Raw genomic sequence first — 13,300 nt, forward strand, 5'->3', positions numbered from 1 at the left:
GATTTGGAAGAGAAGCTGGCAGCCACGCGCACGAGCATTCATGTTGAGACCATTAAGATTGATGATAAAGGGGAATCGGTAAAAAGCTCTACCGAAATTGCGATGGGCGTTGGTTATATCGCCGGCTTTGTCATATATATGTTTGTAATGATGTACGGCATGATGGTGATGCGTGGTGTTATGGAGGAAAAAACCAACCGGATTGTGGAGGTGATTATCTCTTCGGTGAAGCCGATGCAGTTGATGTTTGGAAAGATTATCGGAATTGGCCTGGTGGGATTAACGCAGTTGCTGTTTTGGATTGTCATAGGAGGTGCTGTCATTACCGGTGTGCAGGCTTTTGCCGGAGGCGATCCGGTTCAAACGGTGCAAACCAGTCACGACCTGATGAGTTCTCCGGGAATGTCAGTTGCTCCGGCCGTGCAAGCTCAGCAGCAAAATATTGCTATGGATATTATCGATAAGGTAAGTAGTTTGAATCTATGGTTGATCGCCGTAACCTTTGTTTTTTACTTTCTGGGCGGCTTCTTTATGTATGCTTCCTTTATGGGAGCTATTGGCTCGGCAGTTGATCAGGATGAGGATGCACAGCAATTCATGTTTCCTGTTATGCTCCCGTTGATCTTCTCGATCATTATTCTGTTCCCGGTAGTTAAAAATCCGGAAGGGGCCCTGGCTTTTTGGGCCTCAATGGTGCCTTTAACTTCCCCGATCATCATGATGGTGCGTGTTCCTTTTGATGTACCAGTCTGGGAACTACTGCTTTCAATGACCATTTTGATGGCTTCAATTGTGGGGACGATCTGGGTTGCCGGTAAGATTTATCGTACCGGAATATTAATGTACGGCAAGAAAGTTAGTGTTAAGGAAATTGTAAAATGGCTCTTTTATCGAAATTAATTTGATAAAAGTCATTGTTGTATGGATATTTTATTTAGATTTGTTCCAGATAAGAAAAACGAGAAATGACAAAAAACTTCTTCCATATGTGTATGTGTTGTTGTATGAAAGTACAAAAAGGGGAAGGTATATGTCTACTTAACTAAGTATATTCAACGATACAACGTATATAAAGCCTTCCCCGTCGGGAAGGCTTTTTTTTTGATTAATTTTTAAGAACCCTATAAAAACAAAGAAAATGAAATTTAACAACATCTTGGAAACCATTGGCAATTCGCCATTAGTACGTTTAAATCGTCTGTTCCCGTCAGACTATGAAGTGTATGTTAAAGTAGAGAAAACAAATCCGGGCGGTAGTATTAAGGATCGTATTGCCTTGGAGATGGTTGAAGCTGCTGAAGCTGAAGGAAAAATCAACAAGGATACTTTGCTGGTTGAGCCTACATCCGGAAATACCGGTATCGGTCTGGCTTTGGTTGCAGCTGTTAAAGGTTATAAGCTGATTTTGGTAATGCCGGAATCGATGTCAATTGAGCGCCGTCGTATTTTGACTGCTTATGGTGCTGAACTGGTGTTGACTCCAAAGGAAAAAGGGATGAAAGGTGCTATTGCTAAAGCTGAAGAAATTGCAGCGGAAAGTAGCAATGCCTGGATCCCTTCTCAGTTCGACAATGTGGCGAACATTAATGCCCACCGCAAAAAGACAGCGCAGGAAATTATTGCCGACCTACCTGAAGGATTCGACTACCTGATTACTGGTGTTGGTACTGGTGGTCACATTTCTGGAGTTAGTGATGTGGTTAAGGCAAAATTTCCAAATGTGAAAACTTTCGCCGTTGAGCCTGATGCTTCACCGGTTATTAGTGGTGGTGCTCCCGGACCACACGCAATCCAAGGGATTGGTGCCGGTTTCATTCCACAGAACTTGTTAACTGATTTGTTAGACGGATCAATCCAGGTTTCTAAAGAAGAAGCATTTGAATATGCCAAACGTGCAGCAAAAGAAGAAGGTTTGTTCGTTGGAATTTCATCGGGTGCTTCTTTAGCTGCAATCGCGAAGAAATTACCGGAGTTGCCCAAAGGTTCACGCATTGTAACGTTCAGCTACGATACCGGTGAACGCTACCTGTCGGTTGACGGATTGTTTTAATTGAAAACAAAAACGCATAAATAGCCATGACACGTTTTTAGTTTCTTTTTGAACGACGATAAGTATAAGATGAAGCCACACTTTAAAAGGTGTGGTTTTCTTTTATATTTTTGTATTCCAATTGTATCCAAGCTAATAAGAGCAATGCTCACATTCCATTTTTCAAAAGGAAAACCAGGTGAAGAACGCCTGATCGACTGTTTGCCGTTTGAGGCAATAATGAGTTATAGTAATTCGCTGAAAGATCCTCACACGACAACTTTCTATGAGTTGTTTATTTTTACACAAGTGACTGGAAGTATTAACATCGATGGTGTGAATTTTCCGTTGCAAGGACCTTGTATGTTGTTTCTTTCTCCGTTCACGGTACGAACTTGGGATGTTAATTGTGGCAGCGGTTCTTATGTTTTGTTTTTTAGCGAAGAATTTTCGGATAGTTTTCTGAAAGATACTGCATTTCTACACCGACTTCATTTTTTTAGCTACAATCAACAATCGCCCGTGTTGCCATTAAAACCGGAGACTATTAGTGACGTACAAACGCAATTCAAATTAATCCGGGGGGAGCTTGAGTTGCCACGGGTTGATAGTCGTAATTGGTTTCAAGCCTGTTGGTATCAACTTTTATTGAGATTGAATCGGCTCTATGGTGAGTACTATCATTTATCGGATCGTTGCTATGAAAATACTGAGATCATTCGGTTGAAAACATTGTTGAAGCAGCATATTCACCACAAACAAACCGTAGCAGATTATGCCGGCATGATGGGCGTCAATCGTAATCATCTTAACAATCTGTGTATGCGTTTTTATGGCGAAAATGCCAGCTTAGTGATTCGAAAAGCTCTCATTCAGGTTTGTAAAAGTGAGCTTTTATTATCACAGCTAACCATTTCCGAAATTAGCTATAAATACCATTTTTCAGCACCATCGAATTTTACCCGATTCTTTAAGACTTACGAAAAGCTTACTCCCGCCGAATATCGCGAAAAATATGGCTAGTGATAAGTTTTGAGGCAAATTGATAAGAGATAAAAAAGTCTGATATCTAATTTTGTGTCCAAAACATTTAAACAATAGATTGAGATGTCGAAATTAGTAATTGTGACGCACCCAAATTTAGAGAGTTCGTTGATTAATCGCACTTGGTTAGCTGAATTGACCAATCATTCAGAAGAGTTAGAAATTTATTCGCTGTACGAAAAATATCCGGATCTTAACTTTGATGTCGCAGCGGAACAGGAGTTGTTATCAAAGTACGATGAAATTATTTTTCAATTTCCGTTGCACTGGTTTAATGTGCCATTTGCTCTGAAAAAATATATTGATGAAGTTTTAGCTTATGGCTGGGCATTTGGTCCGGGAGGGGATAACATGAAAGGCAAAAAAATTCGCTTTGCTGTTTCAACCGGAGGAGATAAGGAAACTTATGAAAGTCGGGTAACTCTGGATGAGTTGCTGAAGCCAATGGCTATATCCTTCCACTATTGTGGTTGTGAGGTATTGCCAACGCATTGTTTTTACGGAGCTAATAGCCAACCTGCAGAAGAAGCCATTGAATCGAATGCAAAAGAATACGCTCAGAGTATTCTGGCATAAAGGCAGGGAACAGATGTGTTAACAAAGAAGGCTTGTTTCGTCTATTTAGAAACAAGCCTTCTTCTTTTTAGTGCGTATTTAATTGTTTATCTACTTCATCCTTAGCTGGTAAATATCGGTTCTTCGGTCTCGTATATTCCGAACACTTCCAAACTGGTTCAGTTCCCGTAGCATGTCAATATCAACATCAGCAATCAGGATCATCTCGGTATTGGGAGTAGCTTCTGCTTTTATGCCGTTTGCAGGGAATGAGAAGTCACAAGGAGTAAACACCATCGATTGTCCGTATTGAATGTCCATGTTGTGAACTTTGGGGAGGTTGCCGACACATCCGGTAATGGCTACATAGCATTCGTTTTCGATGGCACGGGCCTGTGCACAGTGGCGAACCCGCGAAAAACCATTTTGGGTGTCAGTCAGATAGGGGACAAAAAGAATGTCCATCCCATCCAATGCCAATACCCGGCTTACCTCCGGGAATTCTACATCGTAACAAATCAGGATACCGATTTTACCACAGTCGGTATCGAATGTTTTTAATTGTGTGCCGCCTTGCAAGCCCCATACTTTTTCTTCATCGGGGGTAACGTGTAATTTTTCGAACCGATCAATTGATCCGTCCCGTTTACAGAGGTACCCAACATTGTACAATTTGCTGTCAACCAACTCGGGCATGCTGCCGGTAATAATATTGATATTATAAGAGATCGCTAATTCCGAAAAACGTTGTACCAGCGACTCTGTGTAGTCCGCAAGCTTGCGGATAGCTTCAGGCTCAGTCAGATGATTGTTCTCTGCCATCAACGGGGCATTGAAGAACTCCGGGAAAAGTGCAAAATCAGATCGGTAGCCGGATACCGCATCAATAAAATATTCGGCTTGCTGCATAAGTTCACCGACATCTTTATACGGCCGCATCTGCCACTGAACCAATCCCAGGCGAACAACCTTTTTGATGGTTGTGGCTTTGGTGCTGGGCTTTTCGTAGTAAATGTTATCCCATTCGAGCAAAACAGCATAGTCGTTCGATTCTTTATCGCCAACCAGATAATTGGTCAGAATCCGAGCAGGGTGAAAGTCATTCGAGATCTGAAAATCAAGTACCGGATCGTGAATTTCCTTCCGCCTTACTTTCTCAATGTATTGCTTTGGAGTCAACTCATCCGAATACTTGTGATAGTTTGGAATTCGTCCACCGAAAGCAATCCCTTTCAGGTTGAGGCGCTCGCAAAGCTCCTTGCGGAAGTCGTAAAGTCGTCTCCCTAAACGTAAACCCCGGTAGCGCGGTCGAATGAATATTTCGATTCCGTAAAGCATGTCGCCGGTGGAGTCGTGCGTGTTAAAGGTGTAGTTTCCTGTAATTTGATTATAGGAGTGACCGTTTTCAAATTTGCTGTAATCGACAATGATAGATAAGGCACAACCTGCAAACTGCCCGTTTACCTTAATGGCAATCTGTCCTTCCGGAAACTTTTGAATCAAGGTTTGAATTTGCTTTTTATCCCAGTACGACTCTTTCATCTTCTGGTAAGCCTCAATCATAGCTTGCTTAAGCTCATCATAATCATCGAGTGACAGGTAGGTCAATTCTATATTTTCAATGTCTTCCATATGTTGCTGACTTGAGTTGTTTTATGATTTCAGGTAATATGAACTACCAAATTAAGGAATTAGACCGAGCGTTTGTTCAGTAGGTCGCTGAATATTCTATTTTTTGATTTCCTAATTGGTTGCTGTCGGCTCCTTCTCCGGAATTTTGATCTGCTTTGGAGAGATTAAAGAGCCGAAGCTGTTTACTGGCTGGCTGACTGTCTCTTGTCGGGTGATGGATGCTTTGCGGATGACGTTTGACCTTGCGGATTAATAGTCAGTTTGTATAAGTTTCGACCAATATTGAAAGTGCTCCAGTATTCATCAGTCATGTAAAGTGTTGAATTATCGACAAAGCAAACCGACTCCTTCTGGGTGTTACTCCCCAACTCATAAACTTTGTGTTTGCCGCTAAAAAAATGATCCTTTTTGAAATCGTAAAAAATCCACATCCGATCCTGGGATAGTAACGCCAGCTGTTTGCCGTTTGGGCTAATGTCGGCAGCTGTAATCCAGAAGCTGTGGAGATCAGCCTCGGTAATATCTTTCCCTCCGTTATGAAAGGTGGCCAGCTTACGGGCAACATACTCACCGGGGGTGTCCGGAAGCTGGTAAACCGATGTCTTGAATGGGAAACTTCTGGTCTTGCTAAAAAGATAAAGATGATTGTTGTACCAAATAACCGCTTCACAGTCATAGTCCATGTTGTTCTTACCGGGAGGAAATTCAGTTTGATCTTCGTAGGTGAACTTTATTTTTTCGGCTTCTAATTCGTCCTTTTTGTTGAGGTCGGGATTTGGGATTTTGTAGATTCTCAGGTTGTCACGGTCGTTGTTATTATTGCCTGTATCGCAGATATAGAAATTTCCCTTGTTGTCTTGAGCCAGGTCTTCCCAGTCGTGATTTTCAGCACCCTCAATTTTGACTGTTCGAATCAGGTTTCCCAAGGTATCGCATAAATACAGTTCCGCTTTGCCACCACTATCGTTTAATGTCCATATTTCATTTGCTCCGGTTACTTCAATTCCACTGGTCTCTTCAACTTGTTCAGGTAACCGGCATACGGTTTTTAACCCGGTGGCCTGAAGTTGTTGTGCCCATCCAATCAAAATAAGGAAAAAGAGCGTTGAGGGGAATAACGATTGTCCTGTTTTCATGCTTGTTTATTCTTTTTCAAGTTCTGAAATTAAAACAACTACCGGCTAATTTGGTTATTGACAAGCTAAAATTGATTAATATTTAACAGGTACAGGATATGAAAAAAGGCCATCCGAAACGGGTGGCCTTTGTGTTTATCTTTGTTCGTTGTTACTCTAAATAAGTATAACCATACAAACCGGAGCGGTAGTTCGCCAGGAATTCTTTTCCTTCCTCTGCCGTGATTTTCCCGGCTTTTACGGAGGTTGTTACCCAGGTTTCAACAGCACGTACCATCTTTTTCGGGTTATATTGCACGTAATCCAGCACCTCGGCAACTGTTTCTCCGTCAATAACCTGATCGATGTTGTATCCTTCTTCGTTGACCGAAACGTGAACTGCATTGGTGTCACCAAACAAGTTGTGCAGGTCACCCAGAATTTCCTGGTAAGCACCTACAAGGAATACACCGATGTAGTAGCTTTCACGTGCTTTCAGGCTGTGCACCGGAAGGTTGTATGACAGTTTTCGTGTTGAAATGAAATTATCAATCTTACCATCTGAGTCACAGGTAATATCCTGCAGGGTCGCATAGCAATCCGGTTTCTCATCCAGCCGGTGGATCGGCATAATGGGGAACAGTTGATCAATGGCCCAGCTGTCCGGCAATGACTGGAAGAGTGAGAAGTTACAGAAATATTTATCGGATAGTAATTTCGATAAGGAATCCAGCTCTTCCGGATAATGACGCATCTTGCTGACCATTTTATCAATGTCGCGGGCAATTGACCAAAACAGGCGCTCAATCTGAGCCCGTGTTTTCAGGTCCAGTAATCCTAAACTGAAACGATCTAAGGCTTCTTCCCGGATCTGCTGCGAGTCGTGCCACGATTCCAGCATACTGGGTTGATTCAGGTTATCCCAAATGTCGTAAAGCTCCTTAACCAGCTCATGATCCGCTTCCTGAATATCCACGTCTTCATCCCAGGACGGCAGGGTTGCCGATTCCAAAACTTCAAAGATCAATACCGAATGGTGTGCCGTTAGTGAACGACCGGATTCGGTAATAATATTCGGATGAGGGATGCCGTTTTTATTGGCTGCATCAACAACAGCTGAGATTGCATCGTTTACATACTCCTGGATGCTGTAGTTTACACTGCTCTCGCGGTTAGCCGAGCGTGTTCCGTCGTAGTCTACTCCCAGACCTCCGCCAATGTCAACGAATTCAACGTTGAAGCCCAATTTTGCCAGCTCCACATAAAACTGAGATGCTTCGCGTAAAGCAATCTTGATGCGGCGAATTTTATTAACCTGGCTACCAATGTGAAAGTGCACCAGCTTCAGACAATCTTTCAGATTGTTACGTTCCAGAAAGTCCAGAGCTTCCAGAATTTCGCTCGATGTTAGTCCGAATTTGCTACCATCGCCGCCTGAACTTTCCCACTTGCCACTACCACTGCTTGCCAGTTTGATACGAATACCCAGGTTGGGCTTTATCTTCAGGCGCTTGGCAACTCTTGCGATAAGCTTGAGCTCGTTTAGTTTTTCAACAACGATAAAAATGCGGCGCCCCATTTTTTGAGCCAACAAAGCCAGCTCTACATAGTCTTCGTCCTTATAGCCGTTACAAATAATCAGGGAGTCTGAGTCCGTGTTAATGGCAATGACCGCATGAAGCTCAGGCTTTGAACCTGCTTCGAGGCCGATGTTGAATTTTTGCCCGTAACTGACAATTTCTTCAACAACCGGGCGCATTTGGTTTACCTTAATGGGGTAAATCAGGTAGCTGTTGGCTTTGTAATCGTACTCCTCGGCTGCAATTTTGAAACAGCTGTTCATCTTCTCGATCCGGCTGTTCAGAATATCCGGGAAACGAACCAGAAGTGGTGTAGCAACATCACGTAGCTGCAGCTCTTCAACCAATTCTTTTAAATCAACTTGAGGTCCACCTTTTTGTGGTGTAACAACCACATTACCGTTGTCATTTACCGAAAAATAGTTAATCCCCCAACCATTGATGTTGTAGAGTTCTTCGGTATCCTCAATGCGCCATTTTCTCATTCTTTAATTAGTCAATAAAATTTGTCAATAAGGGTTAATTTTTAAAGCGTGCCAAAGATATTTTTTTTTGCAAAAGTATCTTCATTATCAGTGCTCTGAATTTAAGGAAAATCACACAAAAAAGTGAAAATCTTTTGAGCTAAAAACAATCCGTCAAAATTTACATTTAACAATTTTTAAAGAAACAATTGTAATGGGATCACAGTTCAAGCTACTTATTGAGCATTGTTTAATTAGGTTAAATCATGAGTTAATTGCAATTCATTGAATTTTAAAAGTTTAAAATATGAAACTTCGTTTAGGAACCTTATTGATGTCTTTTATTCTTGCTTTTGGTACCGCGTCGGCACAAATGAGTACGACGATTCCATTAGACAAGAAAGTGGTAAGTGGTGTATTACCCAATAAGATGCATTATTACATTATGCATAACGATTATCCGAAAGATCGGGTAAGTTTTTATTTTCCACAGAATGTTGGATCTATCTTGGAGAATGATGACCAAAAAGGTCTGGCTCACTTCCTGGAGCACATGGCTTTTAACGGTACCGAACATTTTGCAGGAAAGGGATTCCTGAAAATGCTGGAAAAGCAAGGTGTTCGCTTTGGTGCTGATATCAATGCTTACACCGGTTATGATCAAACAGTTTATAACATCAGTAATGTTCCGTCGGGACAGGATTGGCTGATCGACTCCTGCCTGTATGTGTTGCACGACTGGTCGGGTAGTTTGTTGCTGCAGGATAACGAGATTGATGCTGAACGGGGTGTTATTCGCGAAGAGTGGAGAACAAGACGGAATGCTTCATTGCGGATCTACGAACAAACATCGAAATGGCAGTTTAAAGGATCGAAATATGCCGATCGTATGCCAATCGGTGATATCAACATTGTGAATAATTTTGAGTATCCGGTTTTGCGTGCTTATTATCACAAATGGTATCGCCCCGATTTGCAGGCTGTGATTGTTGTAGGTGACATTGACCCTGCAAAAATTGAGCAGAAGATTAAGACTATCTTCTCGAGCATTCCTTTAAGTGAGAACAGAGCAGAGCGTACCTACGAACGTATTCCTGATCACAGTGATCCTTATTTTTGCCTGGCAACCGACAAAGAAGATAAATACACGCGTGTTACCTATAGCGAAATGTCGGATAAGCCTTTGGTGAAAGACGAAAAGTATATGCGGGAAAGCGCGATCAATTCGTTGGTTTTCTCTATGTTGAATACTAGAATTGATGACTATATTCAAAATAATAAAACCGATTTACTGGCAGCTCAGGTAGGTTATAATTCGATTACACGTTTGCAGCGAAACTTTTCGATTTTTGTTGTTCCAAAACCCGGAAAAACAATCGATGCTTATCGCCAAGCTTACACCGAATGGGAGCAAGCTTACCGTTTTGGTTTTACAAGCTCTGAACTTGAACGGGCTAAACAAAATAACATTAGCCAATACGAGAACTATGTAGCCAACCAGGATAAAATAGATAACAATAAATGGGCTACTCAGCTTTACAATTATTTCCTGGAGGCCGATCCGTTTATGGCGCCTGATGATGAACTGGCGATGCAAAAACAGTTGATGGCCGGAATAAGTCTGGACGATGTAAATGCAGCGATTCAGAAAATGAAAACCAATAAAAATGTGAACCTGACTGTTACCGGACCGGAGAAAGAAGGTGTTACTTATCCTGATTTAGCTGACCTTGAAAAAGTGATGGCTGATGTAGAGGCTGCAAAACTGGAGCCTTATAAGGATGAAGCTTCGGATACACCGCTGGTAGCAGCTGACTTAAAACCGGCTTCGGTAAAAGAAACATTTGCTATTCCCGGACTGGATGCTGCAAAAGGTTATGTGTTGGCTAACGGTGCACGGGTTGTGATTTATCCCACTGATTTAGATAAGGATAAAATCTTGTTTTCGGCTTATAGCTTTGGTGGAACCTCGCTGTTACCACAAGATGAGTTGGCTTCGTCAGACTTAGCCGTGGATGTGGTTGAGAATTCCGGTTTGGGTGATTTCAAAGCCACGGATTTGTCTAAAAAACTAACCGGAAAGATTGTAAGCATCAGTCCTTATATTGGTGAAAATACCGAAGGTTTCAGCGGATCAAGTAATATTCGCGATTTTAAAACGCTGTTGCAATTAACGTATTTGTATTTCACTGCTCCACGATTCGATAAAGACTCTTATCAAAAGATCATCGATCAGTATACAGCCTATCTGGCGAATGCTGCTGCAGATAATAAAAAAGCAATGCGCGATACCATTACGCGTGTCGGGAACAACTATAGTCCTCGTGCGCTTACCTTGAACCAGGAATTTCTTGATGAATTGAGCTTCGACAAAGCCAGCGAAGTTTACAAAGAGCGAATTCATAATGCCAGCGACTTTACGTTTGTTTTTGTAGGTAATGTGAGCGAAGAAATGCTGCCCGAAATTGAAACCTATATTGGCAATATTCCGGGAACAGGAAAAACTGAAAACTTCGTTGATCAGCATATGAACCCGGCTAAAGGTAAAACCTCACGGAAAGTTCTTCGCCCAATGGATACGCCTAAATCAACCGTGTATCTGAATATGTCAGGCGAAATGAAAAAAGAAGAAACCACTAAGTTGAACATCTATTTCATTAGCCAGTTATTATCCAAAAAATACCTGGATACCATTCGGGAAGAAGAAGGCGGAAGTTACGGTGTTAACGTTGGCGGTAGTTTCACAACGATTCCGGAAGACCGTTACCAGGTCGTTGTTAGTTTCGATACCGACCCGGCGAAACTGGACCGCTTGATGGAAGTTGTTTACGAGCAAATTGATGAACTGAAGAAAGGTAAAGTTGATATGGACGACTTTAACGAAATTAAAGCATCAATCATGAACAGACGCGAGGAAAGTGTGAAAACCAACAAGCACTGGTTGACTGATATTGTTGATTATTTACAAACGAAAGATCCGATTTATTCTGATGCAGCCTATAAAGCATTGGTTGATGAAATCACTCCTAAGACGGTTGTGAAAATGGCTAAGAAAGTATTTGCGAAGCCGGACACCGTTGAAGTGATTATGAGCCCTGAAAAAACGGAAACAAAATAGAATTGAAGAGATCAATTGAATTACAAAGGCCGTCCTGAGTGCAAAGGACGGCCTTTGCTGTTTCTGAAAGTCGATGAATGCAAAAGACGTTGTTTTTTGTGGTGTTGCTCAGGCATCTGTTGACGACCAATCCGACAACTTTCTGGAGATAGGAGGCTGCCCAAAATGTCGACGTGAAGAAATTCAGACTTACAAATTGAAAGCTCTTGCTGATTTTACCCCTCCAAACCTCTCCGGCAGCTGCCGGATGTCTTAAAGTCCCCTTCAGAGCCTGTCCCGAATTTGTTTCGGGAGAATTTAGGGGTCAGTAGCTTGAATGGACTTACAATTTGATAGTTTAGGAAAAACTCTTGAGACTTTTTAGGCAGCCTCTTTGCTCACCATAACGCTATTATTGCTCTGAAATGTTTTTCAAGACAACCCGACAACTTCTGATAACACTGACAACGGGATGTTCAGGAAATCTTCACTTTCATTCTTAGTTGTGATTCCCCGGAAATCAGGGTGGTTTTTTTAGATCCTGCTTAGCCTTGCGTTAATTTGAGGATTGATTTGACTTACAGGTTTCAAAAATCGCATTAAATGTGCTATAATTGTATGGTCTCTAAACGAAAGCGGAAAGATCTAAACTTTGGCAACGTCATTTTTACCTAAATCAAATATTTAATAAACGCTATTGAGCTATGATCAGAAAATTTGGAACACTTACGCTTTTTTGCTTTTTTGTGTGCGGACACATCCTGCATGCCCAGCAAAGTAAGCCTCTGGATTACGTAAATACCCTGATGGGTACCGATTCGGAATATAAGCTTTCGAACGGGAATACGTATCCGGCCATTGCCATGCCCTGGGGAATGAACTTCTGGACCCCGCAGACCGGTAAAATGGGCGATGGCTGGGTATACGGATACCATGCCAACAAAATTCAGGGCTTCAAGCAAACCCACCAACCCAGTCCGTGGATTAACGATTACGGCCAGTTCTCGCTGTTTCCCGAAACAGGTGATTTGAAAATCAAAGGCGAGGATCGCGCCAGCTGGTTTTCGCATAAAGCCGAAATTGCCAAACCGAACTATTACAAGGTTTACCTGGCCGACTACGATGTGGTGACTGAGATTACGCCAACCGAACGGGCTGCGATGTTCCGCTTTACTTTTCCTAAATCAGACGAATCGCGAGTGCTTGTTGATGCCTTTGATCGTGGCTCGTATGTGAAAATTATCCCCGAAGAGAACAAGATTATTGGTTATACTACCCGCAACAGCGGAGGCGTACCCGATAATTTCAAAGACTATTTTGTGATTGTGTTTGACAAGCCTTTTGTGAAAGGCGATGTATGGAGCACCGACCGGGTTCTTGCGGGAGTAAAGGAATTGAAGTCTGACCACGTTGGAGCTGCCCTTCGGTTTAAAACAAAAAAAGGAGAGCAGGTTTGCGCTCGTGTCGCTTCGTCGTTCATCAGCTATGAGCAAGCTGAACGCAACCTGAAAGAACTGGGCAATGATTCGTTCGATCAGCTGAAAGCCAAGGGAGCCGATACCTGGAATAAGGAGCTTTCGCGCATCGCTGTTTCCGGTGGTACCGATGACCAGCTGAAAACTTTCTACTCGTGCCTGTACCGGGTGATGCTGTTTCCGCGTAAGTTTTACGAGTACGATGCTGATGGCAAGGTGGTGCATTACAGCCCCTACAACGGCAAAGTATTGCCGGGCTATATGTTTACCGACAACGGATTTTGGGATACCTTCCGTGCGGTATTCCCA

General features: G+C 42.4%; 10 protein-coding genes. 7 read left to right on the forward strand and 3 right to left on the reverse strand.

Annotated elements, in window-relative coordinates:
• The 4 genes from AC37HE_RS07940 to AC37HE_RS07955 form a co-directional block, all read left to right on the forward strand.
• On the forward strand, window positions 1-900 hold a 900-nt coding region (locus tag AC37HE_RS07940; RefSeq protein ID WP_500782284.1), incomplete at its 5' end, for an ABC transporter permease.
• A 238-nt stretch (window positions 901-1,138) separates the two neighbouring features.
• Window positions 1,139-2,050 (forward strand): cysteine synthase A, encoded by a 912-nt coding sequence (cysK, locus tag AC37HE_RS07945; RefSeq protein ID WP_500782285.1) that lies wholly within the window; start codon window positions 1,139-1,141, stop codon window positions 2,048-2,050.
• A 144-nt stretch (window positions 2,051-2,194) separates the two neighbouring features.
• Window positions 2,195-3,052, forward strand: coding sequence for a helix-turn-helix domain-containing protein (locus AC37HE_RS07950; protein WP_500782286.1), 858 nt, complete (start codon window positions 2,195-2,197; stop codon window positions 3,050-3,052).
• A gap of 84 nt (window positions 3,053-3,136) precedes the next feature.
• Entirely contained in the window at window positions 3,137-3,649 is a 513-nt protein-coding gene (locus AC37HE_RS07955; protein WP_500782287.1) for an NAD(P)H-dependent oxidoreductase, read from the forward strand.
• A 90-nt stretch (window positions 3,650-3,739) separates the two neighbouring features.
• On the opposite strand, the gene AC37HE_RS07960 is transcribed toward AC37HE_RS07955, so the two are convergent.
• The 3 genes from AC37HE_RS07960 to speA all read right to left on the reverse strand — a co-directional run bounded on the left by AC37HE_RS07960 (window position 3,740) and on the right by speA (window position 8,440).
• The gene (locus tag AC37HE_RS07960) at window positions 3,740-5,260 is read right to left on the reverse strand and encodes a carbon-nitrogen hydrolase family protein (RefSeq protein ID WP_500782288.1); all 1,521 of its coding nucleotides are present in this window, start codon (window positions 5,258-5,260) and stop codon (window positions 3,740-3,742) included.
• A gap of 182 nt (window positions 5,261-5,442) precedes the next feature.
• Window positions 5,443-6,396 (reverse strand): hypothetical protein, encoded by a 954-nt coding sequence (locus AC37HE_RS07965; RefSeq protein ID WP_500782289.1) that lies wholly within the window; start codon window positions 6,394-6,396, stop codon window positions 5,443-5,445.
• 151 nt (window positions 6,397-6,547) lie between these two features.
• Complete coding sequence (gene speA, locus AC37HE_RS07970; protein WP_500782290.1) at window positions 6,548-8,440, reverse strand: biosynthetic arginine decarboxylase; 1,893 nt, start codon at window positions 8,438-8,440, stop codon at window positions 6,548-6,550.
• A gap of 286 nt (window positions 8,441-8,726) precedes the next feature.
• Here speA and AC37HE_RS07975 point away from each other — a divergent pair, with 286 nt between their 5' ends.
• The 3 genes from AC37HE_RS07975 to AC37HE_RS07985 all read left to right on the forward strand — a co-directional run.
• Window positions 8,727-11,537, forward strand: a complete 2,811-nt coding sequence (locus tag AC37HE_RS07975; RefSeq protein ID WP_500782291.1) for a M16 family metallopeptidase — start codon at window positions 8,727-8,729, stop codon at window positions 11,535-11,537.
• 73 nt (window positions 11,538-11,610) lie between these two features.
• Window positions 11,611-11,793: a hypothetical protein gene (locus AC37HE_RS07980; RefSeq protein ID WP_500782292.1), complete on the forward strand. Its 183-nt coding sequence runs from the start codon at window positions 11,611-11,613 to the stop codon at window positions 11,791-11,793.
• A gap of 427 nt (window positions 11,794-12,220) precedes the next feature.
• Window positions 12,221-13,300, forward strand: a 1,080-nt coding sequence (locus tag AC37HE_RS07985; protein WP_500782293.1) for a GH92 family glycosyl hydrolase, incomplete at its 3' end; no start/stop codon positions are given.

The organism is Mangrovibacterium sp. (genome assembly GCF_059905295.1).